At 75.8% G+C, this 26,367-nt stretch carries 22 protein-coding genes; 12 read left to right on the top strand and 10 right to left on the bottom strand.

Annotated elements, in window-relative coordinates:
* The first annotated feature begins 80 nt into the window (after positions 1–80).
* From ACN20G_RS23945 to ACN20G_RS23935, 3 genes are all read left to right on the top strand, one after another.
* On the top strand, positions 81–434 hold the full coding sequence (locus tag ACN20G_RS23945) for an Mpo1-like protein (protein WP_424214869.1): 354 nt from the start codon (positions 81–83) through the stop codon (positions 432–434).
* 77 nt (positions 435–511) lie between these two features.
* Positions 512–1,003: a Zn-ribbon domain-containing OB-fold protein gene (locus ACN20G_RS23940; protein WP_424215655.1), complete on the top strand. Its 492-nt coding sequence runs from the start codon at positions 512–514 to the stop codon at positions 1,001–1,003.
* Entirely contained in the window at positions 1,000–2,190 is a 1,191-nt protein-coding gene (locus tag ACN20G_RS23935) for a lipid-transfer protein (protein ID WP_424214868.1), read from the top strand. Before ACN20G_RS23940 ends, ACN20G_RS23935 begins: the two co-directional genes overlap by 4 nt.
* Positions 2,191–2,383: 193 nt before the next feature.
* Here ACN20G_RS23935 and ACN20G_RS23930 read toward each other — a convergent pair whose 3' ends face one another.
* From ACN20G_RS23930 to ACN20G_RS23915, 4 genes are read right to left on the bottom strand one after another with little or no spacing between them, the layout of a single operon-like run.
* On the bottom strand, positions 2,384–3,007 hold the full coding sequence (locus ACN20G_RS23930) for a GTP-binding protein (RefSeq protein ID WP_424214867.1): 624 nt from the start codon (positions 3,005–3,007) through the stop codon (positions 2,384–2,386).
* On the bottom strand, positions 2,988–3,413 hold the full coding sequence (locus ACN20G_RS23925) for a DUF742 domain-containing protein (protein ID WP_424214866.1): 426 nt from the start codon (positions 3,411–3,413) through the stop codon (positions 2,988–2,990). The genes ACN20G_RS23930 and ACN20G_RS23925 overlap by 20 nt, the downstream gene beginning before the upstream one ends.
* Positions 3,410–3,853, bottom strand: a complete 444-nt coding sequence (locus ACN20G_RS23920) for a roadblock/LC7 domain-containing protein (RefSeq protein ID WP_424214865.1) — start codon at positions 3,851–3,853, stop codon at positions 3,410–3,412. The genes ACN20G_RS23925 and ACN20G_RS23920 overlap by 4 nt, the downstream gene beginning before the upstream one ends.
* Entirely contained in the window at positions 3,850–6,651 is a 2,802-nt protein-coding gene (locus tag ACN20G_RS23915; protein ID WP_424214864.1) for a nitrate- and nitrite sensing domain-containing protein, read from the bottom strand. The genes ACN20G_RS23920 and ACN20G_RS23915 overlap by 4 nt, the downstream gene beginning before the upstream one ends.
* Positions 6,652–7,062: 411 nt before the next feature.
* On the opposite strand from ACN20G_RS23915, the gene ACN20G_RS23910 reads away from it, so the two are divergent.
* Complete coding sequence (locus tag ACN20G_RS23910; protein ID WP_424214863.1) at positions 7,063–7,545, top strand: hypothetical protein; 483 nt, start codon at positions 7,063–7,065, stop codon at positions 7,543–7,545.
* A 28-nt stretch (positions 7,546–7,573) separates the two neighbouring features.
* Here ACN20G_RS23910 and ACN20G_RS23905 read toward each other — a convergent pair whose 3' ends face one another.
* From ACN20G_RS23905 to ACN20G_RS23895, 3 genes are all read right to left on the bottom strand, one after another.
* Entirely contained in the window at positions 7,574–12,280 is a 4,707-nt protein-coding gene (locus tag ACN20G_RS23905) for a hypothetical protein (RefSeq protein ID WP_424214862.1), read from the bottom strand.
* 85 nt (positions 12,281–12,365) lie between these two features.
* A complete protein-coding gene (locus tag ACN20G_RS23900; RefSeq protein ID WP_424214861.1) occupies positions 12,366–13,268 on the bottom strand; it encodes a hypothetical protein in 903 nt (300 codons plus the stop codon).
* 64 nt (positions 13,269–13,332) lie between these two features.
* Positions 13,333–14,838, bottom strand: coding sequence for a hypothetical protein (locus tag ACN20G_RS23895; protein WP_424214860.1), 1,506 nt, complete (start codon positions 14,836–14,838; stop codon positions 13,333–13,335).
* 68 nt (positions 14,839–14,906) lie between these two features.
* Between ACN20G_RS23895 and ACN20G_RS23890 the strand changes: the two genes are divergently transcribed.
* From ACN20G_RS23890 to ACN20G_RS23880, 3 genes are read left to right on the top strand one after another with little or no spacing between them, the layout of a single operon-like run.
* Positions 14,907–15,635 (top strand): LamB/YcsF family protein, encoded by a 729-nt coding sequence (locus tag ACN20G_RS23890; RefSeq protein WP_424214859.1) that lies wholly within the window; start codon positions 14,907–14,909, stop codon positions 15,633–15,635.
* Positions 15,632–16,249, top strand: a complete 618-nt coding sequence (locus ACN20G_RS23885; RefSeq protein WP_424214858.1) for a 5-oxoprolinase subunit B family protein — start codon at positions 15,632–15,634, stop codon at positions 16,247–16,249. Before ACN20G_RS23890 ends, ACN20G_RS23885 begins: the two co-directional genes overlap by 4 nt.
* Positions 16,249–17,103 (top strand): biotin-dependent carboxyltransferase family protein, encoded by an 855-nt coding sequence (locus tag ACN20G_RS23880; RefSeq protein WP_424215654.1) that lies wholly within the window; start codon positions 16,249–16,251, stop codon positions 17,101–17,103. The genes ACN20G_RS23885 and ACN20G_RS23880 overlap by 1 nt, the downstream gene beginning before the upstream one ends.
* A gap of 76 nt (positions 17,104–17,179) precedes the next feature.
* Here ACN20G_RS23880 and ACN20G_RS23875 read toward each other — a convergent pair whose 3' ends face one another.
* Together ACN20G_RS23875 and ACN20G_RS23870 are read right to left on the bottom strand one after the other, a co-directional pair.
* Positions 17,180–18,568 carry a HEAT repeat domain-containing protein gene (locus tag ACN20G_RS23875; protein ID WP_424214857.1) on the bottom strand — a complete coding sequence of 463 codons (1,389 nt, stop codon included), beginning with the start codon at positions 18,566–18,568 and terminating at the stop codon, positions 17,180–17,182.
* Between the two features lie 295 nt (positions 18,569–18,863).
* Complete coding sequence (locus ACN20G_RS23870; RefSeq protein WP_424214856.1) at positions 18,864–19,292, bottom strand: ankyrin repeat domain-containing protein; 429 nt, start codon at positions 19,290–19,292, stop codon at positions 18,864–18,866.
* Positions 19,293–19,555: 263 nt separating this feature from the next.
* On the opposite strand from ACN20G_RS23870, the gene ACN20G_RS23865 reads away from it, so the two are divergent.
* A complete protein-coding gene (locus tag ACN20G_RS23865; RefSeq protein WP_219665506.1) occupies positions 19,556–19,750 on the top strand; it encodes a hypothetical protein in 195 nt (64 codons plus the stop codon).
* A gap of 81 nt (positions 19,751–19,831) precedes the next feature.
* Positions 19,832–21,706 (top strand): hypothetical protein, encoded by a 1,875-nt coding sequence (locus ACN20G_RS23860; protein ID WP_424214855.1) that lies wholly within the window; start codon positions 19,832–19,834, stop codon positions 21,704–21,706.
* A gap of 20 nt (positions 21,707–21,726) precedes the next feature.
* On the opposite strand, the gene ACN20G_RS23855 is transcribed toward ACN20G_RS23860, so the two are convergent.
* Positions 21,727–23,265: a PLP-dependent aminotransferase family protein gene (locus tag ACN20G_RS23855; protein WP_424214854.1), complete on the bottom strand. Its 1,539-nt coding sequence runs from the start codon at positions 23,263–23,265 to the stop codon at positions 21,727–21,729.
* 236 nt (positions 23,266–23,501) lie between these two features.
* Between ACN20G_RS23855 and ACN20G_RS23850 the strand changes: the two genes are divergently transcribed.
* From ACN20G_RS23850 to ACN20G_RS23840, 3 genes are all read left to right on the top strand, one after another.
* Complete coding sequence (locus ACN20G_RS23850; RefSeq protein ID WP_424215653.1) at positions 23,502–24,242, top strand: glycerophosphodiester phosphodiesterase; 741 nt, start codon at positions 23,502–23,504, stop codon at positions 24,240–24,242.
* Positions 24,243–24,255: 13 nt separating this feature from the next.
* Positions 24,256–25,620 (top strand): MFS transporter, encoded by a 1,365-nt coding sequence (locus tag ACN20G_RS23845; protein ID WP_424214853.1) that lies wholly within the window; start codon positions 24,256–24,258, stop codon positions 25,618–25,620.
* A gap of 267 nt (positions 25,621–25,887) precedes the next feature.
* Complete coding sequence (locus ACN20G_RS23840) at positions 25,888–26,262, top strand: RNA polymerase-binding protein RbpA (RefSeq protein WP_003959706.1); 375 nt, start codon at positions 25,888–25,890, stop codon at positions 26,260–26,262.
* Positions 26,263–26,367 lie beyond the last annotated feature (105 nt).

Below are 26,367 nucleotides of genomic sequence, written 5' to 3'. Positions count from 1 at the left end.
AGGCGAACGGGCCTCCGTGGGGGTGGGGTTCGGGGGGCTCGGGGCGTTTCGGCGGGGGGTGTGGCGAGTACGTTCCCGGCATGAGCGAGAGCAGGCCGACATTCGGCTCGTACGAAGAATTCTGGCCCTACTACGTGGCCATGCACTCCCGTGCCGCGACCCGGTGGGTGCATCTGGTGGGCACCCTGGGCGGGTTGGCGCTGACGGTGTACGGGGTGGGGCGGGGGCGGCCGAGATGGCTGGTCGCGCTGCCGTTGGTGGGGTACGGCACGGCGTGGCCGGCCCATTTCCTGTTGGAGCGGAACAATCCGGCGACCTTCGGGCATCCGGCCTGGTCGCTGCGCGGGGACGCGCAGATGATCCGGATGATGCTGGCCGGTCGGGACGCGGAGTTGTCGGAGATCGCCTCCAAGTGGCTCGCCGAGAACCCGTGACCGTGCCACACTTCTGACGATCCGTCAGGAGTGTGGCGGCAGGTGCGGTGGGAGGGGTGCTCGTGGAACGGACGCCTGTGGTGGCCGGATGGTTCGGGGAGGTGCCCCCCGAGGCCGGCGACGGTGCCGGCGGGAGCGGCGGGTTCCGGTTGATCGGCAGCCGGTGCACGGCCTGCGCCACCGTCTCCTTCCCCCCGGAGCCCGCCTTCTGCCGCAATCCGGCCTGCGCCGGGGAGGGCGAGCGCGAATCCGTGCCGCTCTCGCCGCGCGGCCGGATCTGGTCCTACACCGACGGGCGCTACCGCCCGCCCGCCCCCTACGTCTCCGACCCCGACACGCCCTGGGAGCCGCGCACCCTGGTGGCGGTGGAGCTCGCGGCCGAGGCCCTCGTGGTCCTGGGCCAGACCCCGCCCGGGGTGCGGCCCGCCGACCTCGCGGTGGGCATGGAGGTCGAGGTGGTGCCCGGGATCCTCGACGAGGACAAGGAACACGGCACCACCTGGACCACCTGGTGGTTCCGGCCCGTGCCAGCCGAGGGCGACGCCGGGGGCCCGGGGGTGACGGCGTGAGCGGCGACGTGGTGGTGGCCGGGGCCGGCATGCACCCCTGGGGCAAATGGGGCCGGAGCTTCGTGGAGTACGGGCGCTTCGCCGCCCGCGCCGCCCTCGCCGACGCGGGCGTGGACTGGACCGAGGTCGACGCCGTCGTCGGCGCCGACACCGTGCGCGGCGGCTACCCCGGCTACGTGGCAGGGGCCACCTTCGCCCGCGCCCTCGGCTGGCAGGGCGCGCGCGTGACCAGCGTGTACGCGGCCTGCGCCTCGGGCGCCCAGGCCATCGACACGGCCCGGGCCCGGATCCTGGCCGGGCTGGCCGACGTGGTCCTGGTGGTGGGCGCTGACGCCGCGCCCAAGGGCTTCTTCACCCCGGCCGGCGGGGACCGGCCCGACGACCCGGACTGGCTGCGGTTCCGGGTGCTGGGCGCCACCAATCCGACGTACTTCGGGCTCTACGCCCGCCGCCGGATGGCGCTGCACGGGGACACCCCCGAGGACTTCGCCCGGGTGAAGGTGAAGAACGCGGCGGCCGGGCTGCTCAACCCGAACGCCCGTTACCGCAAGGCCGTCACCGCCGAGGAGGTGGCCGCCTCCCCGCTGCTGGCCGACCCGCTGCGGCTGCTCGACGTGTGCGCGACCTCCGACGGGGGCGCGGCACTGGTGCTGTGCTCCGAGGCATGGGCCCGGGCACGGGGGATCACGGACCCGGTGCGGATCCGGGCGGTGTCCACCGTCACCCCGACGCACCCGCGCACCGTGCTCGACCTGCCGGACATCGCCACGGACTCGGCGGCGGTGACCCCGGCGCCGGCGGAGTCCTTCCGGTCCTCGATCGCGCGCGCCGCCTACGAGGAGGCCGGGATCGGGCCGGCGGACCTGTCGCTGGCGGAGGTCTACGACCTGTCCACGGCCCTGGAGCTGGAGTGGTACGAGGACCTCGGGCTGTGCGCGCCGGGGGACGGGGCCGGGTTGCTGCGAGAGGGGGCGACGGCCCTGGGCGGTCGGACGCCGGTGAACCCCAGCGGCGGCCTGGCCTCGTTCGGGGAGGCGGTGCCGGCGCAGGCCATCGCGCAGGTCTGCGAGCTGACCTGGCAGTTGCGGGGCACGGCCGGGGCCCGGCAGGTGCCGGGGGCGCGGGTGGGCATCACCGCGAACCAGGGCCTGTTCGGGCACGGTTCGGCGGTGGTGGCGGTGCGCTGAGGCCGGCGGTCGGCGGGGGGTCGTGCGCAGGTGGTGCCGTCAGGGTCCTTGACGGCCCACCGGGACGGGTTCAGACTTCCCTGCACGGTGGCGCGCTCCCCTCTCGGCGGCGGGCGACCGTGCTCCCCCACGAGAGCGACGGCCCGTACCCCAGTCGGCGGGGGTACGGGCCGTCTCGTCGTGCCGGTCGGCCTCAGGGGTGCGCGGCGCGCCGGCGGGCCCGGGCCAGGGACATGGCGTGTTCGACGACCCCGACGAGGACGTCCTTGACGGACTCGCGGTCCCGCGCGTCGCACAGCAGGATCGGGACCTCGGGGTCGAGGTCCAGGGCCTCGCGGACGGCGACCACCGGGTGGCGTTCGGCCCCCTCGAAGCAGTTGACGGCCACCAGGAACGGGATCCGGCGGCGTTCGAAGTAGTCCACGGCGGCGAAGCAGTCGGCGAGCCGGCGGGTGTCCACGAGGACGACGGCGCCGAGCGCGCCCTGGGCCAGTTCGTCCCACAGGAACCAGAAGCGGTCCTGGCCGGGGGTGCCGAAGAGGTACAGCACGAGGTCGTCGCGCAGGGTGATGCGGCCGAAGTCCATCGCGACGGTGGTCGTGCTCTTGGACTCCACTCCCCCGATGTCGTCGACGCGGGCGCCGGGCTCGGAGAGGCGTTCCTCCGTGCGCAGCGGGCGGATCTCGCTGACCGCGCCCACCATCGTGGTCTTGCCCACGCCGAAGCCGCCCGCGACCAGGATCTTCAGGGTCAGGGGCTCGATCGGCGACACGGCGTGGATGCCGCCGCCGCGGCGGCTAGAGCGCCCGAAGGCCATCGATCACCTCACGGAGTACGGATTCGTCGGGTAGTTCGGCCGGGGGGACCGGCCGGGTCACGTGCACGAGGGCCTCGTCGACGAGGTCGCCGACGAGGACGCGGATGACCCCGACCGGCAGGTCGAGGTCGGCGGCCAGTTCCGCCACGGAGAGCGGGGCCGCCAGGCACAGGTCGAGGATGTCCACGTGCTCGGGGGCCAGGGCGGCCTCCAGTCGCGGGTCGAGGTCGACGGCGGCCGGTTCCGCGACCACGAGGGCGATCAGGTCCATCGGGTCGCGGCCGGTGTGCCGGGTGCGGCCCCGGGTCATCGCGTACGGGCGGACGACGGGGCCGGCCTCGTCGTCGAACCAGTGGGGGTGGCCGTCGGCGGGGCCCTGCGGGGATTCGGGGTGTGGTCGGGTCATCCTCCGGCGGACAGTCCGGCGCCGCGTGGGGCGGTCCCGAGGTGGGCTCCGACCTTCTTGACCATGAGGGTCATCTCGTAGGCGACCTGGCCCACGTCGGAGTCGGCGTCGGCGAGGACGGCCAGGCAGCTGCCGTCGCCGGCCGCCATCACGAAGAGGAACGCCTCCTCCAGTTCGACCACGGTCTGGCGGACCCGGCCCGAGTCGAAGTGGCGGCCGACGCCCTTGGCGAGGCTGTGGAAGCCGGAGGCCACGGCGGCGAGGTGTTCGCCGTCCTCGCGGGTGAGGCCGGCGGAGGTGCCGGTGGCCAGGCCGTCGCCGGAGAGGACGACCGCTTTGCGGATGCTGCCGACGCGGTCGACGAGCTCGTCGAGGAGCCAGTCGAGCGGGTCTGCGGAGCGGCCCCGGAAATCGTGTCCTGCCGTGTGCGAAGCGGTCATCGACCGTTCCCCTTGTCCTCGTGCGCGTCGTCGTGCGGGTGGCGGTGGTGCGGCTGGTACGGGTGGCGCGGGTCCTGGTGCTCCAGGGCGTGGGCCGCGCGGCCGGCGGTCCAGCCGCGTTGCAGGGCGGACATCCGGGCGCGCACCTCCTCGGCGTCGAGGTCGGCGACGGGGGCCTGGCCGGAGCGGCCGGCGGGGTCGGTGCGCTCGGGGGCGTCCGGGTCGACGCGGAGTTGGGGGGCCAGGTGGGTCTGGCGCACCCGGCGGGGCAGCGGTGCGGGCGTGCCGGGGGCCGGCCGGGCCTGCGCGTGCGGTGGTGCCGGGCTCGCGGTGGGGCTCGCGGTGGGACCTGCCGTGGGCGCGGGCAGGGATTCGGCGGCCGGGCGGCGGCGGGGCAGCGGGACGGCGCCGGAGGCGGGGCGGGGGGCGTCGTGGTCGGCGTGCGGGGGCCGCGCGGGGCGGACCGGGCCGGTGGGCCGGGCCGGGGCCGGGGTGTCCCCGGGGGCCTCGTCGGCGGGTTCGGGGCGGGCCGGGGTGCGGGGTTCGGGGCGCGGGACGCGGTTCGGCGGGGAGGTGAGGGGGCCCAGCAGGACGCTGCGGGGGGTGCCGCCGGGCGGGGTCTCGTCGTCGAGGCTGGCCATGGCGGGCAGCGGTTCGAAGCCGGCGGGTTCGAGGCCGAGGTAGCCGAGGGGGCCGGGTCCCTCGTCGAGGAGGGCGCCGGCGCGGTGCCGGCCGGGCGAACCGTTTCCGCGCAGGGGTGCGGCGGGGCGTCGGCCGAGGCCGGCGGGGGGTCGGCCGCCGGGGCGGGAGCCGGCCCGGGCGCGGCTCTCGCGGTCCAGGCGTTCCAGGCGCGCGGGCCGGTCGGCGCGGTCGCCCTCGGCGCGGGTGCCGGACTGGCCCTCGGGGACCTCGGTGAGGAGGGCCGCGGGCAGCAGCACCACGGCGGTGGTGCCGCCGTAGGGGCTGGTCTGGAGGGAGACCCGGACCCGGCGGCGGGAGGCCAGCCGGCCGGCGACGAACAGGCCGAGCCGGTCGGTGTCGGAGAGGGCGAACTCGGTGGTCTCGCCCAGGCGCAGGTTGGCGTCGAGGAGGGCCTCGGGGGTCATGCCCAGGCCCCGGTCGTGGATGGTGAGGGTGAAGCCGTTGGCGACCTCCTCGCCGTGCACCTCGACGGTGGTGTGCGGGGGCGAGAAGACGGTGGCGTTCTCCAGGAGTTCGGCGATCAGGTGGGTGACGTCGCCGACGGCCGGGCCGTCGATCCCGATCCGGGGCAGTCGTCGGACCTCGACGCGGGCGTAGTCCTCGACCTCGGCGACGGCGGCGCGGACCACGTCCATCAGGGGCACCGGGCGGCGCCACTGTCGGGAGGGGGCGGCGCCGGAGAGGATGACCAGGCCCTCGGCGTGCCGGCGCATCCGGGTGGTCATGTGGTCGAGGCGGAACAGGTCGGCGAGTTCGTCGGTGTCCTCGGTGCGGCGTTCCATCGCGTCGAGGAGGGTGAGCTGGCGGTGCAGGAGGACCTGGTTGCGGCGGGCGAGGTTGACGAAGACCTCGGAGATGCCGCGGCGGAGTTCGGCCTGCTTGACGGCGGCCTCGACGGCAGCGCGCTGGAGGGTGTTGAGGGCCTGGCCGACCTGGCCGACCTCGTCCCGCTCGTACTCCAGGCGCGGGGCCTCGGTCTCGATGTCCACGGGCTCGCCGGCGGCCAGCCGGCGCATGACGGCGGGCAGGCGCACGCCGGACGCCTCGTGCGCCTCCTTGCGCAGCCGGGACAGGTCGCGCACGAGGGAGCGGCCGATCCGCACCGACAGGGCCACCGACAGCAGCAGGGCGCCCAGGCCCAGGACCCCGGCGACCCCGGCGGTGAGGAGCACCCGCCGGGCCACGGGCATGACCCGGTCCTTGTAGCGGTCCCCGGCCTTCAGGCCCATGTCGGCGGTGTCCGTCATGACCCGGTCGGCGGCGGCGTTCCAGTCGTCGGCGGTGAGGCCGAGGGGGGTCCGGCCGGCGGAGGCGCCGGCGAGGAGGGCCTCGGCCTCGCGGACGGCGGCGCTCTGCGGGCCGGTCCAGTACCCGGTGAACAGGGTGCGGTCGGTCTCGGGGAGGACGGCGAGGTTCACGTCGTAGAGCAGCCGGCGGGTGGCCGTCAGCTCGGTGACGGAGCGCAGTTCGGCGGCGGTGATCCGGCCGGCGGCCAGGGCCCCGGCGACGACGGCGTCCTGGCGGGAGAACATCTCGCGGGCGCGGGTGACGCCGACCAGGGCCCGGCCCTCCTTGTCCATCTCCACGTCCTGGAGGGTGTGCAGGTTGGAGAGGAAGTCGTGGCCGGGGTCGACGAGGCGGTTGTAGCGGTCGAGGGCGGCGGCGGACTTCAGTCGGCCCCGGTCCACCTCTCCGCGCAGGTCGGCGATGGCGGCGAAGGCGTGGGCGATGGCGTCGAGACGGGTGACCGAGGAGGGGTCGAGGTCCTCGCGCAGTTCCGGGTCGGCGGCGGCCGCGCCGATGGCCCGCATCTTCTCGTCGGCGGCCGCCCGGCTCTCCTTGAGGGCCTCGGTGGCGGCGATGTCTCGGGGGTCGCCGAGGTAGACCAGGGTCTGTCGGCGTTCGGTCTGGAGGGCGCCCACGGCGAACTCCATGGGGTAGCCGACCCGGTGGATGATGGGGTCCACGTCGAGGAGGTCCAGTGCCTGACGGCCGGTCAACACCGTGGTGAAGCCCCACATGGCGGTGAGCGAGACGAGCGGCACCAGCAGCAGCGCCACGATCTTCCGGCGGATGGACTTCCCGCGAAAGCGCACGGCCTCCTCAGCCTCCCCGGCTCAACCCCGCCTGCCACGGCCGGTGTTCCCTCGTTCGAACGGCGTGAGCCTACTACTGCGGGGAACACCTCTCGATCGGGTGTCCGGACGTTTTCGGCCGGTGCCGGCGGGGCGACTCGCGAGTTGTCCGAAACTTCCGGGGATGGGCGACCCGATATGTGGCACATGACACTGCGTGGTCCCCTGGAGGCGTCCGATCCGCGGATGGCCGGAAGTCTGCGTTCCGAAAGACCCGGACTTCCGGCGCGGGGAAGGGTTTGGTTGCGAGTTGGGAACGAGGGGACGGATCGGGAATCCCCGGCGGCGTCCACGCGTCTTCTCGGACGAGGGTCGCGTCGTCGGGGCGAGGATCGACGCGCGCGGGCGCGGTGTGCGGGGAGTGTGAGACGGATGAGCGGACGGAACGCGACGGGGCGTGACGTGACGGGTGCCGCCGGGGGCGGTCGGCGTCCCCTGTGGGTGGAGCAGCCCGAGGGGGTGCCCCGCATGCCCGATCCGGTGCGCCGGGCGGCGGTGCGGGCGGTGTTGATCGTGAGCGTGACCCTGATCCTGGCGAGCGTGGCCTTCCTGTTGGCGGTGAGCGGGGCCTGGTCGGCGTTCCCGGTGGTGATCGCGGCCATAGTGGGCACGATCCTGTCCACGTGGGGCGTGTTGGACGTGTGGATCACGCGGCAGGGCTGGCGGCAGCGGCACGGGGTGCACTCGGTGCCGAGCAGCGCGGCCCGGGAGGACCGGGGGGCGCGGCGGGCCGAGCGGCGCGCGGCCCGGGAGGCGGCCCGGCACGTGACGCTGCCGCCGGCCCCGCCCGCGCCCCAGGCCCCCGGGGGTCCGGGGTCGGAGCGCTCGGGCGGGGCGCTGCTGCGGGAGGTGTGAGACCGCGCCGGCGGCCGGCGCGAATCCGTCAGGTCCGGCGGAAGACGCGGGTGGCGGTGATCTCGCCGTGCACCGGTTCGCCCTCGGGGTCGGGCTGGGGCAGGCCGGGCCGCAGGTGTTCCTCGACGCTGATGTACTTCAGGCCCGCGCGCAGGTCGGCGTCGTTGCGCAGCCGGATGACGAGCGGGAACTCGGCCAGGGCCGTGGTGTCGAAGAGCCCGGTGGTGTAGAGGAGCTGCACGCCGAGGGCGTCGGAGACGGCCCGCTGGAGTTCGAGCAGGTAGGTGGCGTTGGCGCGGCCGATGGGGTTGTCGAGGAAGAGGGTGCCGGCGTGCCGGTGCCGGTCACGGCCGCGGTCGTTGCTGCGCAGGGCGGCCATGGTGCAGTAGAGGGCGATGGCGGCGGTGAGGAGCTGGCCGCCGGAGAACACGTCGCCCATCTGCCCGACGGGGACGCGTTCGGCGCGCAGCACGGCGTCGGGCTTGAGGATCTCGACGGCGATGCCGCGCGGGTGGACGGCGGCGTGGACCCCGCGCAGCAGCAGGCCGATGCCGTCGCGGCGGCCGTCGGTGAAGGCTCCGGCGCCGTTCTTGCGGACGGCGGCGCGGGTGGCCTCGTCGATGACCTCGCCGAGGCGTTCGGTGAGGGTGGCCTGGTCGGGTTCCTCGAAGCGGATCCGCAGGAACTCCTGGCCCGACCATTCGCCGAGGCCCTCGGGGAGCCGGGACAGGCGCTGGGCGGAGCGCAGGGTGGCCAGGGCGGATTCGACGAGGCCGCGCAGCCGGTCGACGATGCTGTCGCGGTTGCGTTCGAGCTGGGCGAGTTCGTCGGTGAGGACGCGCAGGCGGGGGGCGAAGGCGGCGGCCCAGGCGGCGGCGTGCTCGGGGAGGGCGGCGGCGGGCAGTTCGCGGATCTGCTGCCGGGCCGGGGTGCGGACCTGTTCGTAGTGGGCGGAGTTGGCGTGCCGGACGAGCACGTCGCTCGTCTCGCGCAGGGCGGTCTCGGCGGCGGAGAGCTCGGCGGCGGCGGCGCGCAGGGCGCGGCGGGAGTCGGCGGCGGCCTGCCGGGCCTCGGCGAGGCTGCCGGAGTAGGGGCCGGTGCCGTCGGGGGCCGGGGGCTCGTCCTCGGTGCGGGGGGCGCCGGCGGGGTCGCGGAGCAGGTCGCGCAGGAGGGCGGCGGTCTCCTCGAAGCCGCCGGTGGCGTCCTCGGCGGCGCGGTGGGCGTGCGCGAGGTCGGCGTGGGCGGCGCGGGCGGTCTCGACGGCGCCGGTGTGGGCGGCGAGGCGGGCGGCGGCGGTGCGCAGGTGGGCCTGGGCGGCCGTGACGTCCCGGGGGACGAGTTCCTCGGGGAGGTCGGCGTGGCTCTCGCCGTCGGCGGGGGCGTGGCGTTCGGCCTCGCCGCGCAGTCGGCCGAGTTGTTCGGCGGCGGAGTCGGCGCGGGTCTCCAGCATCTGCACGTGGGCCTCGGCGCGGGCGGCGGCGGCCTGGCGGGAGGGGCCGTCGGCGCCGTCGGTGCCTTCGAGGAGGCCGGCGGCGCGGGTGCGGACCTTGTTGGTGAGCCGGTCGAGTTCGGCGAGGGCCGAGCTCTCCTCGGATTCGGCGCGGGCCTGTTCGGCGCGCAGGTCGGCGCCGACGCCGACCTTCTCGTAGAGGCGGGAGGCGACCCGGTATGCCTCGCGCAGGTCGGGCAGGGGGCGGCGGGGGGTGTCGGTGGCGGGTTCGCCGGTCGGGTCGAGGGTGTCGGGGACGCCGGCGACCTCGGCGCGTTCGGCGCGCAGGGCGCGGGCGGTGCGGTGGGCGTCGTCGGCGGCGCGTTGGGCGGCGCGGCGGTCCTCGTCGGCGGCGCGGGCCCGGTCCAGGCAGGTTTCGGCGCGGGCCTCGGCCTCGGCGGCCTCGTCGGCGAGTTCCCGCAGGCGCATCCGGCTGCCGGAGCGTTCGCGCAGTCGGTGGGCGAGTCCGGCGAGGGCGTCGGCGGCGCGGCGGGCGCGCTGGGCGGTCTCCTGGCGTTCGTCGCGGATCCGGGCGGCCTCGGCGGCGTCCTCCTCGGCCTCGGCGCGGGCGGTGCGGGCCTCGGCGAGTTCGGTCTCGGTCTCGGCGGCGAAGGCTCGGGCGGCGCGGGCGGTCTCGGCGAGTTCGGCGAGCCGGCCGGTGGGGCAGCCGGTGCGCCAGGAGCCGAGGCGGGCGGCGAGTTCGCGGTCGCCGGCGAGGCGGGCGGCGAGTTCGCGGATCTCGGTGTCGCGGGCGGCGGCGCGGGCGCGCAGGGCGTGGCGTTCGGTGTCGGCGGCGTTCTCGTCGTGCATGGCCGGGTTCGGCGGGACGAGGAAGACGCCGGTGTCGGTGTCCGTGTCGGTGCTGGGCAGGGGGGCCAGCAGGGCGGCGGCGGTGCCGACGGCGACGGTGGAGCGGGGCAGCAGGGCGGCGCCGGAGAGGACCTCGCGGGCGCGGGCGTGGGCGTCGGGGTCGGTGATGACCACGCCGTCGACGAGTTCGGGTCGGGCGGCGAGCACGCCGGCGTGGTCGGCGGGGTCGACGGCCTGGGCGAGGTAGCGCCAGCCGGGCAGGGCCGGGATGCCGTGTTCGCCGAGGTGTTCGACGGTGGCCAGGACGTCGGGGCCGGGGGGCAGCAGGCCGCCCTCGCCGAGGGCGCCGAGGATGCGGGAGTCGTCGGCGGCGGCGGTGCGCAGGTCGAAGAGGCGGCGTTCGGCGTCGGCGACGTGGGTGTCGAGGAGGGTGCGCAGGTCGTCGGCGGAGCGGTCGAGGTCCTCGGCGGTGAGACCGGGCTCGGGCGTGGGGTCGGCGCTGGGGTCGGCCTCGGGGTCGCCGGTGGTCTCGTCGGCGGGGCCGCCGGGACGGGGGGCGGGCAGGGAGGTGCTCGGGGAGCGGGGGTCGGCGGGTTCGGGCAGGCCGAGGAGGGCGCGCAGGCGGGGGGCGGCGGCCAGGGACTCGGCGGCGAGGCGTTCGGCGCGGTGTCCGGCCTCGGCGGCGTCGGCCGCGTCGGCGGCGCGGGCGGCGGTGAGTTCGGCGCGGGATTCGGCGGTGGCGGCGGCGCGGGCGGTGTCCTGGGCGGCGCGGGCGATCTCGCGGGCCTCGTCCCAGGCGGCGACGGCGCTCTGTTCGGCGTCGCCGGCGTCGAGGGCGGCGCGGGCCGGGTCGGCGCCGGCGCTGTCGTCGAGCCAGCCGGCCTTGACGGCGTCGGCGGTCTCCTGTTCCACCTCGGCGAGGCGGGTGCGCAGGTGCTCGGATTCGCTGCGGGCCCGTTGGGCGGCGGTGGCGGCGGCGGTGGCGTCCCGGTGGGAGCTCTCGCCGAGGTCCTGGAGGCCGGCGGCGCGTTCCTCCTCCTCGGCGGCGCGGCGTTCGCCGTCCTCGGCGGCCCGGTGCAGGGCGCGGACGAGGGCGGCGGCGGCGTCGGCGCGGGCGGCCAGGGCGGGCGCGGCGTCGCGTTCGGCCTCGCGGATGGCGGCGTCGACGCGGGTGACGCGGTCGGCGGCGGCGCGGTGGCGGAGCACGACCTCGGCGGCCTGCCAGGCGGCGTGCAGGGTGCGGCCTTCGAGGAGTTCGCGGCGGCCGGCGGCGGCGGTGCGTTCGGCGTCGGCGAGGGCGAGGGAGGCGTGGCGCCAGGCGAGTTCGGCGGCGACGGCGGCGCTTCGGTCGCGGGCGGCCTCGCCGGTGGTGACCTCCTGGCCGGCGTCGGTGACGCGGTCGGCGAGGTCGCGGGCGCGGGCCCGTTCCTCGGCGGCGCGGGCGGCGAGTCGGCGGGCGAGGGCGCGGGTGCGGCGTTCGCCGGCGGCGTGGGTGTCGCGGGCGCGGGCGCGGGTGTCGGCGGTCTCGACGATGCGGCCGAGGAGGTCGACGGAGCCGGCGGTGAACTCGCGTTCCGCCATGAGTTCGGAGCGGCGGCCGAGTTTGTTGCCGAAGCCGTGGACGAGGTCGGCGAGGCCGTCGGTGTCGCGGGTGTCGGTGACGGCCCGCAGCAGCAGGTCGGTGAAGTCGGAGTCCTTCTTGACGGCGAACAGGCCGGCGGCCTCGCCCTCGTCGGCGTTCATCTCGCGCTGGTAGCGGAAGAGTTCGGGGTCGAGTCCGAGTTCGCCGAGGTGTTCGTTCCAGCGGTCGTGGATCTCCTCCCAGCAGACCTCCAGGTGCGGGCCGTGTTTGCCGGCCTCGACGAGGGCGTCGCGGAAGCCCTTCATGGTGCGGCGGCGGCCCCGGGCGCCGGAGGCGCCCTCGACGGGCGGGCGGACGGCGGTGGACTCGGCGACCGGGAGGTTGTCCAGGCCGAGGCCCGGTCCGGGGCGGAAGGAGTACCACGCCTCGGCGAATTTGCGGGGGTCGTTGGAGACCTGGCGGCCGCGCCATTCGCTGACCTTGCCGACGACGACGAGTTCGCCGGTGCGGGTGTGCTGCCATTCGAGGGCCACGTGGCCGCAGTCGTCGGCGAGGAGGAATTTGCGCAGCACGCCGGAGCTGGCGCCGCCCAGGGTGTTGCGGTGGCCGGGCAACATCACCGAGAAGATCAGTTTGAGCAGGACGGACTTGCCGCCGCCGTTCTCCAGGAAGAGCACGCCGGCGGGGGCGGGCCGGCGGGGCGGGCCGACCGGTTCCTCGGCGAAGAAGTCCCCCTGGGCGGGTGCCGGTTCGGGGACCGGGGCACCGACCCCGCGCAGGTCGAGGACGGTGTCGGCGTAGCGCGCGCCGGCGGGCCCGATGGAGTAGAGGCGGATCCGGGACAGCTCGTACATGGCGGCGGGCTCTCGTTGCTCTCTGGGGTCGGTCGGCGGGTCGCCGAAACGGTTCGGTGGCGCGGCGCGCCGGGCGGCTCGGGGCTCAGGCGTGGAAGGGCAGGCCCGCGTCGGCGGCGAGGTCGAGGTCCTCGCCGTCGGGGGGCGGCAGCAGGGTGGGGGCGCCGGCGCCGACGGTGACCACGCCGAGGTCGAGGAGTTCGGTCAGGGCGGCGGCGCCGGCCATGTCGCGGACCTGGAGGCGGTAGCGGGCGGTGGTGCGGTAGGTGCCGCCGTGTTCGTCGCCGGTGCGCTGGAGGAAGCCGGAGTCGGTGAGGAAGGCGACGGCCTTGCCGACGATGCCGAGGGTGGAGCCGGCCAGGCGACGGGCGTCCTTGCCGGCGCCGGCGGCGCTGCGGCGGGCCCAGACCCGCCAGGCGGCCTCCAGGCCGGGGGTGTCGCTGGCGGGGTCGGTGTTCTCGCCGCGTTCGGCGGCGCGCTCCTCCAGCCGGCGGCATGCCTGGCGGACGAATGCGTCGACGCCGTGGACGCTGATCCGGCCGATGTAGCCCTCGTCGGCGAGGTCCTCGGGGCGGGGGAAGGCGAGGGCGGCGACGGCGAGGTGGGCCAGGCCGTGCAGGAAGCGGTCGGTGCCGTCGGCGGAGGTGCGACGCGCGTAGTCCCCCATGCGGACGGCGAAGACGGAGTCCTCGGCGGCGGTGACGACCATGCCGGCGCCGGCGGAGACCTCCAGCACGATCAGGCCGAGGCCGGCGGCGACGGCGTCGGTGACGCGGGCGAAGGCGTTGTCCTCGCGGTGCCGGCGCAGGAGTTCGGCGTAGTCGGCGTCACGGGCGGGGGTCAGCCGGGGCTGGAGGCCGAAGGCGACGAGGCGGGCGGCGTCGGCGGCGTCGGCGGGGGTGAGGCCGCCGGGCGCGGGGCCCTCGGGTCCGGCGGCGGGGGTGCCGGACCCGCTCCACGTGGGGTGGTCGACGTGGTGGTCGGTCACGGCCGGGGCTCCTCGGTGCGGTACGGGTGGGGCTGGTGGTGCGGGTGGGTCGGGGTGTTCGGGGTCACGGGGTCTCCGTGCGGTCCGCGGCCATGGCCGCGGCGTCGAGCAGGGCGGTGCCCACGATCAGGTCGGCGCCGCCGAACTCCGCGTCGTCGAGTGCGGTGCCGTCGTCCACGGCGAACAGCAGCCGCTCCTCGCCCTGCCGGTAGGCGGTGCCCACGGCCGGGCTCGCCGCGTGCACGGCGAGCAGCGCGACCAGGTAGGGCAGGTCGGGGTCGCGTCGGCGGGCCTCGGCCAGCAGTCCGGACAGTCGGCGCGGCGCGTCCGGCGGCAGGGCCAGCAACTCGCGGGCCGAGGCGAGCTGTTCCTCGCTGAACCGGCTGTCGTCGGGGGTGGCGATGAGGTCCGGTTCGGGCATCTCGGCGCCGAGGTGGTCGCGTTCGGGCGGCGGGGTCAGCAGGATGTCGACGAGGTCGCCGAGCCGGACCGAGACGGGGGCCCGAAGGCCGGTGCCGTGCGCGAAGAAGGCGTCGGTGACCCGGTGCGCGGACTCGCGGGGCAGCGGCAGCAGCGGGGCCAGCAGCTGGCCGTAGAGGTCGATGCCGGAGTGGCCGGTGGGGGCGGCGAAGGACTGTCGGTCCTGTTCGGCCCGGAAGAGGGGGCCGGCCTCCAGCAGCCGGGACTGGAGCTGGGTGTGCCGGCGGATGCAGTCCTTGACGATGTCGACGAGTTCGGCGGCGCGGCGCTTGTGTTCGGCGTCCTCGGTCTCGTCGCGGGCGCGGCGGATGTTGGTGAGGATGGCGTTCTCGTGCCGGTAGCGGTCGGCGACGTGGTCGAGGGCCTCGGCGATCATGTCGGGCACCGTCTCCAGCCAGTCCACGGCCCGCACGTTGCGCCGGGTGGCCTCCAGGGTGCGGCGCAGGGTCTCGGCGTACTGGACGGTGCGGTAGCGGGCCTGTTCGGCGGCGAGCTGGGCGTCGGCGAGCCGGCCCCGGCTGATCAGCACCTCCAGTTTGACCTCGGCGGCGATCTGGGCGCTGGTGACGTCGGTGTCGAGGGCGCCGACGAGCACGTTGACGGCCTCGTCGGTGGTGCGCAGGTAGACCGCCCCGCCGGGGCCGGGGACCTCCTCGACGAGTTTGAAGTCGTAGTCGCGGCGGACGTAGGCGCCGTCGGGGCCGAAGGTGCCGTAGACGGCGCGGAAGCCGCGGTCGACGCTGCCGACGTTGATCAGGTTCTCCAGCACCCAGCGGGCGACCCGCTCGTGCTCGGCGGCCGGGCGGGCCGGGTCCTGGGCGGCCACGCGGGGCAGCAGTCGGGCGACGACCTGTTCGTGGTCGGCCCCGGTGTCGAAGTCCATGTTCAGGGTGACGAGGTCGATCGCGGCGAGCGCGACCTCGGCCATCGCGTAGCCGCCGTACTCGCCGGCGAGGTTGGCCTTGCGCACGTCGAGGTCGTGCAGGGGCGCGGTGCAGGCGAGGGCGCGCAGCCGCCGGGCCAGGCCCTCGTCGGCGGCCGGGCCGGGCGCCGGGGAGGGGTGGGGTTTCGCCGGGGCTGGAGCAGTCACGTCGGAAAGATTAGGGGGTGGCGGGGACAACCTCCCAAATCGGCCGCCGCACCGCCTACCCTCGCGTCATGGTTTCCTTGATCGATCTCAACGCGGACCTCGGCGAGGGCTTCGGCCGCTGGACGCTGACCGACGACGAGGCGTTGTTGTCCGTCGTGACCAGCGCGAACGTGGCCTGCGGCTTCCACGCGGGCGATCCCTCGATCATGCGACGGGTGTGCGAGGGCGCCGCCGCCCGGGGGGTGCGGATCGGGGCGCAGGTCTCCTACCGCGACCTCGCGGGCTTCGGGCGCCGGGCGATGGACGTGCCCGCGCGGGAGCTCGCCGACGAGGTGGCCTACCAGATCGGGGCGCTGGAGGTGTTCGCGCGGGCCGCCGGGTCCCGGGTGTCGTACGTGAAGCCGCACGGGGCGCTGTACAACCGCACGGTGGCCGACGCCGAGCAGGCCGGCGCCGTGGTCGAGGGGGTCCGGCTCGCGGTGCCGGGCGGGCTGCCGGTGCTGGGGCTGCCGGGTTCGCGGCTGTTGGCGGCGGCCGGGGAGGCCGGGCTCGCGCCGGTGCCGGAGGGTTTCTCCGACCGGGCCTACACCCCGGCGGGCACCCTGGTGCCGCGCACCGAGCCGGGCGCGGTGCTGCACGCGCCGGACGCCGTGCTGGCGCAGGCCCTGCGGTTGGCGCGGGGCGGGTCGGTGCGCTCGTTGTGCGTGCACGGGGACACCCCGGGGGCGGCGGGGCTGGCGGCCCGGATCCGGGCCGGGCTGGACGGGGCGGGCCTGCGGGTGGGGGCCTTCGCGTGAGGGTGCTGCCGTACGGGCCGGACGCGCTGCTGGTGGAGACGGACTCGGGCGAGCGGTGCGCGGCCCTGCACGCCGAGCTGGTGCGGCGGCTGCCGGTCGGCGCGGTGCGCGACGTGGTGCCGGCGGCGCGCACGGTGCTGCTGGACGGGTTCGCCGATCCGGGGTTCCGGGCCCGGCTGGCGGCCGAGCTGCCGGGCTGGGAGGTGCCGAAGCACGTGCCGGCGGCGGGCGCGGAGGTCGTGGTGCCGGTCCGCTTCGACGGTCCGGACCTGGCGGAGGTCGCGCGATTGTGGGGGGTGGCGCCGGGGCGGGTCGCGGAGATCGTGGGCGGGACCCCGTTCCGGGTGGCCTTCTGCGGGTTCGCGCCGGGCTTCGGGTACCTGACGGGGCTGCCGGAGGCGCTGTGGCCGGCGCGGCGGGCCAGTCCGCGGCCCTCGGTGCCGGCCGGTTCGCTGGGTCTGGCCGGGGAGTACGCGGGGATCTACCCGCGGTCCTCGCCGGGGGGCTGGCGGCTGATCGGGACCGCCGAGGTCGCGGTGTGGGATCCGGGGCGGGAGCCGGCCGCGTTGTTCGCCCCCGGGGACACCGTGCGCTTCACGGCGGTGGAGCGGTGATCACGGTGGTGCGGGCCGGGGCGCTGACCACCGTGCAGGACGCGGGGCGGGCCGGGTGGGCGCGCCTGGGCGTGCCCCGGTCGGGCGCCCTGGACCGGGGGGCGCACGCCTGCGCGAACCGGTTGGTGGGCAATCCGGCGGACGCGGCGGGGCTGGAGACGACGCTGGACGGGGTGGGGCTGCGGACCGGGGCCGAGCCGGTGGTGCTGGCGGTGGTCGGGGCCCCGTGCGCGGTGCGGGCGGGCGGTCGGCCGGCTCCGTGGGGGGCGCCGTTCCGGGTGCCCGCGCGCACGGTGGTGGAGGTGGGGCCGGCGGTGGCCGGGGTGCGGGCCTATGTGGCGGTGCGGGGCGGGTTCGCGGTGCCGGAGACCCTGGGGAGCCGCTCGACGGACCTGTTGTCGGGTCTGGGGCCGGCGCCGTTGGCGGTGGGGGACGAACTGCCGGTGGGGCCGGCGCCGCTCGCGCCGCCCGACCGCACTCCCCCGGCGCTGCCCGCGCCGCCGGTCGAGCTGGTGCTGCCCGTGCATCCGGGGCCGCGCGCGGACTGGTTCACGGCCGCGTCGGTGCGGGCCCTGTGGGCGGGCACCCATCGGGTTTCGGCCACGTCGAACCGGATCGGGTTGCGGACCGAGCCCGAGTCGCCGTTGGTGCGGGCGCGGGAGGGGGACCTGCCGAGCGAGGGGGTGGTGCTGGGCGCGGTGCAGGTGCCGCCGGACGGCCGGCCGCTGGTGTTCCTCGCCGACCATCCGGTCACGGGCGGCTACCCGGTGCTCGGGGTGGTGCCGGCGGCGGCGCTGGACCGGGCCGCGCAGGCCCGGCCGGGGGCTCGGCTGCGGTTCGTGCCGGCGCGCTGAGCACGCCGGACGCGGGGGCCCGCGCGCGGTGTGCGCACGCGCGCGGGCCTCGGCGACGGATCCGCTGCGGTCCGCCTCAGTCGGCGAGTATCCGGTTGCGGACCGCGGACTGCACCGGCTCGTCCTCCGCCGGGTCCGCGGCGAGCCTGCGGAGGCGGTCGGTGACGCGGCTGTCGGCGGTCTCCGCGTGGTGGGCGGCGATCTCGCGGGTGTCGTCCTCGCAGTCCCAGAGGCATTCGACGGCGAGGCCGGACGCGAAGCGCGGGTCCGTGGTCGCCAGGGCGCGGGCGGCGCGGCCGCGCAATCGGGAGGAGGCGGTCTCGCGGTAGAGGTGGCGCAGGACCGGGGCGGCGCAGTGCACGGCGAGCCGGCCCACTCCGTCCACGAGCGCGTACAGGCGCGGTGAGTCGGGTCCCTCGGCGCGTACGGCGGCGCGCAGGGCGCCGAGGACGGCCGGGGCGTCGGCGGCGGCGCCGTGCCCGGCGAGGAGGGCGGCGGCGGCGTGTCCGAGGGCGTCGTCGCGGAGGGCCCAGGCGCGGGCCCGGGCGAGGGCGCCGGGGCCGGTCATGCGGGCGTAGGCGGCCACGGCGGGTTCGTCGCCGGCGGCCTCGATCAGGTCCAGGACGGCCGGGTTCTCCGGTTCGGCGAGGACGAGGTGGTGCAGGGCGGTGGCGCGGGCGGCCTCGCCCCGGTGTCCGGCGGCGGCGGCGAGCACGGCGGACCGGTCCTCGGGTCCGGCCACGGCGGCCAGACAGCGGGCGGCCGGCACGTGCAGCGGGGTGCCCCGGCGCAGGCCGTCCTCGGCCCACTCGAAGACCGCGTCCACGCCCCACTCGGGGCGGGGTCCGGAGCCGCCGAGCTGGCGTTGCCAGCGTTGGAAGGAGCCGCGTTCGCGGGCGGCGCGGAGCCGTTCGGCGTGCGCGGGCAGTTCCTCCCACAGGGCCCAGGGGCGGGGCTCGTAGGCGTCGCGGACGGCCTCGGTGAGCTCGCGCTCGCCTTCCTCGGTCCGCGGGAAGCGGGCCAGGACGGCGTCGGCGAGGCCGCGCAGGCCGGCGTCGTCGTCGCGGGTGGCGAGTTCGTCCAGGGCCCAGTTCCAGTTGCCGCCGACGGCCGCGTAGCGGCGCAGCAGCATCAGGGCGTCGTCGCGGCCGTAGGACGCGAGGTGGCCGAGGACGGACAGGGCGAGACCGGTGCGGTTCTCGTCGTCGTCCACGAGGTCCTCGGGGGCGAACAGGTGCGCCTCGATCTCTCCGAGCGGACCGTCGAGGTCCAGGTGGAGTCGGGCGTAGTACAGGGAGCGGTTCTCGACCTGCCAGTCGCCGCGCGGATCGTGCGTGACGCACTCGTTCAGGGCCGCGAGGGCCTCGGCACGGGGGGCGGCGAGGGCGTGCAGGGTGCCGTCGCCGCGACCTCGTTGCAGGAGGCCGAGCAGGGTGCCGCTCGGCGCTATGAATGGTTCGAACATGACATGGGCCTCACATCAAGCTGGGGACGCAACCGGAATCGGGGTTCACACAGCCGCGTGACAGCACGTGAGGGTGGTCGCCGTCAGGTCGCGCTCGATGCGCTCGATGAAGTCCATGGCCTTCTCTCTTTCGTCGTGGACCGGAGTTCCCCCCGTACCCCGACCTTCGGGGCCGTACCCCGCTTCGGGGCTCTCTCCGGATCCGACGCCATGATGGACCAGGCACTTCGGCCACCGCGACCACATTTACGGTCTCCGTGATCGCGGTGTGATCGGGCCGCGACCGTTCGGGCGGTCAGTTCGCTTCGAACAGGGCCAGCAATTCGGTCTTGCCGAACATGCGGGCGGTGTCCACGGCGGACGGGGTGCCCGCGTGGGGGTCCGCGCCGCCGGCGAGGAGGGCGCGGATGACGGCGTCCTCGCCCTTGAAGACGGCCCCGGCCAGCGGGGTCTGGCCCCGGTCGTTGGCCCGGTCGACCTCGGCGCCGCGGGCCACGAGGGCCGCGACCGCCTCGGCGTGGCCGTGGTAGGCGGCGAGCATCACGAGGGTGTCGCCGCGGTCGTTGGTGAGGTTCGCGGGGACGCCCGCGTCCACGTAGCCGATGAGTTCCGCGGTCTGTCCGCGCCGGGCGAAATCGAAGACGCGGCCGGCGAGCTCGACGACGTCGGCGTCCGGCTGCGGCCCCTGGCTCCGGGGGCCGTCGGTGCCCTGGGTCTCGCTCACGTGTGGTCCGCCTCTCGTGTCGCCGTGCTCCGGCCCGCCGGCCGGTCTGCCGTACGGGTGAATCGCCAGCTTACTGGCCGTAACCGCACATGAGAGGGCGGGTCGCCGGCAAGTATCCCCACACGTCGCCGCCCTGTCCCGGTACGACCGATCAAGTGAAAAGCACACCGTTTCACCCTTACGCACCTTTTATCACATTGATACTTGTTGTGAGCTGGGATCAACCGAAGGTGACCGTCCCCATCCCCGCAGGAGAAACCCCCATGGTCCTGTCCATCTCAGGCGTCGTTCTGCTCGGCATCATCGCCTTCCTCTTCTTCAAGAAGGACGGCATGAAACTCACGCACGCCTTCGTGTGCGCGCTGTTCGGCTTCTTCCTCGCCGGATCGGCCATCGCGCCCAGCATCACCGCGAGCACCGCGAGCCTCGCCGGGCTCCTCGGCGGCATCAAGCTCTGATCCGCCCGCGCGCCCGCGCCCCCGCCCCGGGGTGCGGCGGGCGCGCACCCCCACCTCTCGCACCCCGACCAGGAGACGCCCGTGCCCCGGCGCCCACTCCCCCGCATCCTCTCGCGCGGCGCGACCGGCGCGACCGGCGCGCAGGACGGCCCGGCCGCCCCGCCCCGGGCCCGCGAACTGGCCCGTCGGGCCGCCGACAACGCCGCCGACGTGTTCCAGCCACTGGTCGTCATCGGCCGCGGGCTGCGCGTGCTGGCCCTGACCGGCCGCCGGCGCTGGGCCGAGACCCCGAAGGACAAGCGCGGTCCGGCCCTGTTCGGGGTGCTCGCGGCCGTGCTGGCCGGGGCGCTGGTCCCCTACGGCCCGATGATCGCCCTGGTGTCGCTGATGGCCGCCGCCGCCTGGTACGGCCGCGACCGCACCCCCGAGCCCACCGGGCCGGGCGAGGCCGAGACGGAACGACTGACGGCCCTGTACGAGGCGCTGGTGCCCTACTTCTCCGTGCCCGAGGACCCGGCGCCGCTGTTCTCGCACGGCGGGCCCTGGGACAAGGCCCTCTCCGGGCACGCCTTCGACGCCACCGGCCGCCCCACCCGGCTGCGGATCCGCTACCCCGCGTACTTCACCGACGGGGAACCGGCCGCCCGGGCCCGGATCGAGGCGGTGCTGCACGCGAAGTCGGGCCGGGGCCGGGAGTACCGCTTCCACTGGGACGAGGAGGCCAACACCCTCGACCTGAGCGTGCTCGAACCCCTCGACCCGCACGTGTGGGCGCAGCCCTTCGTCACCTCCCCCGGGGAACTGGTGCTGGGCTTCACCGACCCGAGCGAGGTGGACCGCACCCTGCCGGTGCGGGTGGCGGGCGAGGAGCGGGACCTGGCGCCGGTGATCTGGCGCACCGGACCGCGCAGCGCCGAGCCGCACCTGCTGGTGACGGGCCAGCCCGGGGCCGGCACCTCCTCGCTGCTGCGGTCGCTCGCGCTCCAGGCGCTCCGACAGGGCGGGGACGTGCTCGTGGTGGAGGGCGGCGGAGCCGGGGAGTACGTGTGCCTGACCGGTCGGACCGGGGTGGTCGCGGTGGAGGGCGGACCGGCGGGCGCGGCGGCGACGCTGTCGTGGGCGGCGGCCGAGACCGAACGCCGGCTGTCGGCCGCGCAGCGCGCCCGGGCGGCCGGACTGCCGCTGCCCCGGGACGTGGCCCGACCCCTGTGGGTCCTGGTGGACCGGCCGAGCGTGCTGGGGCACCTGGCGGCGGCCGAGGGCCGGCCGGACCCGCTGGCCGCGCTCCAGGTGCCGCTGCGGCACGGCCGGGCCGCGCGGGTCACGGTGGTGGTGGGCGAGCAGTACGACCAGCTGGAGGAGGTCGGGGACGCGGTGTGGGCGCACACCCGGGCCCGGATCGTGCTCGGGGCCTCCTCGATCGAGCAGGTGGCGGCGGTGCTGGGGCTGCCGCCGAGCACCACGCCCCCCGCCCTGGTGCCCCCGGGGCGCGGCTACGCGCGGCTGGGCACCGGGCCGGTGCACCGGGTGCAGGTGCCCCACACCCCCGACCCCTACGACGAGGCGGCCGGACGCGGCGAGCGCGAGGCGGTGGCGGGGCTGCTGCCGGGCCGGCGGGACGGGGAGGCCGGGACTGATCCGGTGGAGGACACCCTCGCCCGCGAGGTGCTGACGCTCGACCCCGTGCCCCAGGCCGAAGACGCGACACCGGCGGCGCACGGGGCGCCGGTCGAGCACCGGGCACCGGCCGTGCGCCCGGTGCCGCTCGCGCCGGTGAGCCCGGTGGAGACGCCGGTGGAGGCACCGGCGGAGGCACCGGTCCCCGCGCCGGGTCCCTCGGCGCTCGCGGGCCCGGACCGGGTGGCGCTCTCGAAGGCCCTGCGCCTGCTCGCCCCGGCCCCGGCCGGCGACGCGGGCGGGGCCGGGGAGGTCCCGGCCGAGCCGCGCCGGTCCTGAGATCCCCGGGACCGCGATCCTCAGGTGCTGAAGGGGCGGGGGTGGTCGGTGCCGAGGGGGTGGATGGGGCCGAGGGGGGCCGGGCCGCCGGTGGGGGCGGGGCCGGTGGTCAGCAGGTGCGCGGCGGCCCGGAGCCGGGTCGCCGCCTCGTCTGCCACCGGCCCGGCCACGGTGAACGGCAGCCGCACGTACCCCTCGAAGGCGCCGTCGACCCCGAACCGGGGGCCGGAGGGCACCCGCACCCCGACCCGTTCGCCCACCTCCGCGAGCCGCGAGCCGGACAGGCCGCCCGCGCGGGCCCACAGGGTCAGGCCCCCGCCGGGCACGGTGAACTCCCAGTCGGGCAGTTCCCGGCGGACGGCGCTCACCAGGGCGTCGCGGTTCTCCCGGGCCTGGGCCCGACGGAGTTCGACCGCCTCCGCCCAGCCCCCGGTGCGCATCAGCCAGGTCACCGCGAGCTGCTCCACCACCGGGGTGCCGAGGTCGGCGTAGGCGCGGGCGGCCACCAGGCTGCGGATCACGTCGGGGGCGGCCCGCACCCAGCCGATCCGCATGCCGGCCCAGAACGCCTTGCTGGCCGAGCCCACGGTGATGACGGTGGAGCCGGCCGGGTCGTGGGCGCAGACCGGGGCGGGCATGTCGAGGTCCTCGTCGAGCCGCAGCTCGATCATCGTCTCGTCCACCACGAGGACGGTGCCGGCGGAGCGGGCTGCCTCGACCATGGCCCGGCGCTGTTCGGCCCCGGCGAGGGCGCCGGTGGGGTTGTGGAAGTCGGCGACGACGTAGGCGAGCCGGGGCGCGGCGTCGCGCAGCACCTGCCGCCAGGCCGTCAGGTCCCAGCCGCTCAGCCCCTCCCCCATGGCCACCGGCACCAGTCGCACCCCGGCGACCCGCATGAGCTGGAGGATGTTGGCGTAGGAGGGGGATTCCACGGCGATGCGTTCGCCGCGCCCGGCGAAGAGCCCGCAGATGGCGTCCATGGCCCCCATGGCACCGGTGGTCACCATGATCTGTTCGGGCATGGTGGGGATGCCGCGTTCGGTGTAGCGCTCGGCGAGGGTGCGGCGCAGGGCGGGCAGGCCGGCGGGGTAGTCGCCGTGGGTGTGCGCGTACGGGGGCAGCTCCTCCAGGGCCCCGCGCACGGCCCGGGTGAGCCAGGGTTCGGGGGCGGGCAGGGCCGCGCAGCCGAGGTCGATGAGGGAGCCGAGGGATTCGGGGGGCAGCGGTTCGAGGCCGCGCGCGGGCAGCGGGTTGCCGGCGGGGACGGAGGTCCAGCTGCCGGAGCCGCGCCGGGATTCGAGGAAGCCCTCGCCGCGCAGGGCCTCGTAGGCCGCGGCCACCGTGGTCCGGCTGAGTTCGAGGGCGGCGGCCAGTTCGCGTTCGGCGGGCAGTCGGGAACCGGCCGGCACCCGGCCTTCGAGGACGAGGGTGCGGATGCCGTCGGCCAGGGCGCGGTAGGCGGGGGCCTTGCGGGCGCCGGGGGTGACGGGCTTGGCCTGTTGGGAGCCGATCAGACGGGCGAGGCGGGGGGCGCCCACGGCGGAGGTCCATTGCGGCATGAGCGGTCCACTCTTCCCTGATTGGCCCTCCCCGAACGGGGTGCGGGCCGTGATTGGCCTGGTCTCCTCGGCCCGTGGGGGCCACTTTGCCACGGGCTCGTCCCCGGCCGCCACGAGGGGCCGTCCGGGGGACGCCGATCCGCCATACTGCGCGCGTGAACCGCCACGCCCTTCCCTCCGAGCCCGCCCGCCCCGGTGGCCCCGCCCGTCCGCGCCGTCGGGCCCGGCACCCGTACCTGGACCACCCCGGTCCGATCCCGTTCGCGCACCGGGGCGGGGCGGCGGACGGGCTGGAGAACACGGTGGCGGCCTTCCGGCGGGCCCGGGAGGCCGGCTACCGCTGGTTCGAGACGGACGTGCACACCACCGCCGACGGCCGGCTCGTCGCCTTCCACGACGCGACCCTGGACCGGGTCACGGACGCGGGCGGCCGGATCGCGGAGCTGCCGTGGGCGCGGGTGCGCGAGGCGCGGGTGGCCGGAACCGAGCCCTTGCCGCTCTTCGAGGAGCTGGTGGAGGAGTTCCCGGACGCGCGCTGGAACGTGGACGTGAAGGCGGCGGGCTCGGTGGGCCCGCTGGTGGACCTGATCGCGCGGGCCGGCCTGTGGGACCGGGTCTGCGTGGGCTCGTTCTCCGAGGCCCGCGTGACCCGGGCGTGGCGGCTGGCCGGGCCCCGCCTGGCCACCTCGTACGGGGTGCGGGGGGTGGCGGCGCTGCGGGCGCGTTCGTTCGGGCTGCCGGCGCCGCTGCGGGTGGGGGCGGTGGCGGCGCAGGTCCCGGAGCGGCAGGGGCGGGTGCCGGTGGTGGACGAGCGCTTCGTGCGCACGGCGCACGCGCGGGGGCTCGCGGTGCACGTGTGGACCGTGAACGAGGCGGAACCGATGGAACGGCTGCTGGACCTGGGTGTGGATGGCATCATGACCGACCGGATCGACGTGCTGCGCGCGGTGTTGGAGAAGCGCGGGCTCTGGGCCTGAGGGGGGACCTGCCATGGGCGGTGCGGAGGGGGCCGGGGAGCCGCCGGAGGATCCGGGGGCGGTCGCGGCGCGCCGGCGGGAGCAGCACGGCTGGTACTTCTACGACTTCGCGTGCTCGGTGTACTCCACGAGCGTGCTGACGGTGTTCCTGGGCCCCTACCTGACCTCGGTGGCGCGGGCGGCGGCGGACGCGGACGGGCTGGTGCACCCGCTGGGGATCCCGGTGGCGGCCGGTTCCTTCTTCGCGTACTCGGTGTCGCTGTCGGTGATCGTGGCCGTGCTGGTGATGCCCCTGGCGGGGGCGCTGGCGGACCGGACCGGCCGCAAGAAGCCGCTGCTGGCGGTCTCCGCGTACACGGGGGCGGCGGCCACGGCGGGCATGTTCTGGCTGGCCGGGGACCGGTACCTGCTGGGCGGGCTGCTGCTGGTGGTCGCGAACGCCTCGCTGGCGGTGTCCATGGTGTTGTACAACGCGTTCCTGCCGCAGATCGCGGGGCCGGCGGAGCGGGACCGGGTGTCCTCGCGGGGCTGGGCCTTCGGCTACACCTCGGGGGCGCTGGTGCTCGTGTTGAACCTGGTGCTGTACCAGGGGCACGAGTCCTTCGGGCTCTCCGAGGGCGCGGCGGTGCGGATCTGCCTGGCCTCGGCCGGGGTGTGGTGGGGGGCGTTCGCGCTGATCCCGCTCTCCCGGCTGCGGGACCGGGCCCCGGACCGGCGGGTGGCGGGAGCGCCGGCGGCGAACGGGTGGCGGCAGTTGGCGGCCACCCTGAAGGACATGCGGCGGCATCCGCTGACCCTGTCCTTCCTGCTGGCCTACCTGGTCTACAACGACGGGGTGCAGACGGTGATCTCCCAGGCATCGCTGTACGGCTCGGAGGAGCTGGGGCTGGGGCAGTCCACGCTGATCGTGGCGGTGCTGTTGGTCCAGGTGCTCGCCGTGTTCGGCGCCCTGGGGATGGGGCGGCTGGCGGCGCGGTACGGTGCCAAGCGCACCGTCATGGGCTCGTTGGTCGCCTGGACGGTGACGCTGTCGGCCGGGTACTTCCTGCCGGCGCGGACGCCCGTGTGGTTCTTCGCGCTCGCGGCGATGATCGGGCTGGTACTGGGCGGGAGCCAGGCGCTGTCGCGCTCGTTGTTCTCGCACATGGTGCCGGCGGGGAAGGAGGCCGAGTACTTCTCGGCGTACGAGATGAGCGATCGGGGGCTCAGTTGGGTCGGACCGTTGGTGTTCGGGCTCGCCTACCAGATGAGTGGGAGCTATCGGACGGCGATCCTCTCGCTCGTGCTCTTCTTCGTGCTCGGTTTCGCGCTGCTGGCGCGGGTGCCGGTGCGCGAGGCGATCCGGGCGGCCGGGAATCCCGTACCCGAACGTATTTAGGACCTGATTTAGACGTTGAAGCAACGGGCCGGTAGTGTACGCCTTTGGCCTGCCAGGCGGACCGTTACTGCGTGTCGAAGAAGTGAAGACGTTGGGTGACATCTGCTGCCAGATGTGACAAAACGGGCATTGGTGGGTACAACAAGGGCGGCACGACGGGCGACGCATTGACCCGGATCGGGAATCTATACCGCCGACCGGACGTTGACCGGATGACGACGACAGCGACACCTGTCCTGTGGGCGACAAGCCCGGGAGGCACGATTCATGAGTGAGCGAGCTCTCCGCGGTACGCGGCTCGTGGTTACCAGCTACGAGACCGACCGCGGCATCGATCTGGCCCCGCGCCAGGCGGTGGAGTACGCATGTCAGAACGGACATCGTTTTGAGATGCCGTTCTCCGTTGAGGCGGAGATTCCGCCGGAGTGGGAGTGCAAGGCGTGCGGCGCCCAGGCACTCCTGGTGGACGGCGACGGCCCCGAGGAGAAGAAGGGCAAGCCCGCGCGAACGCACTGGGACATGCTCATGGAGCGCCGGACCCGCGAGGAACTCGAAGAGGTGCTGGCCGAACGGCTGGCGGTTCTTCGATCCGGTGCCATGAACATCGCGGTGCACCCGCGAGACAGCCGCAAGTCCGCCTGAGCCGGCGGACGGATCACGGACCTCCGAATCCGGGGGCGCGTTCACGCGTCGACCGGGCCGGACGCCCGAGCACAGCCCGAGGGGCCCCGACACAGTACGTGTGTC

The organism is Streptomyces dryopteridis, from assembly GCF_049606955.1.
GTDB lineage: Bacteria > Actinomycetota > Actinomycetes > Streptomycetales > Streptomycetaceae > Streptomyces.
Note: the sequence above shows the minus strand (reverse complement) of the source record. Positions and strands in the feature narration are given on the sequence as shown.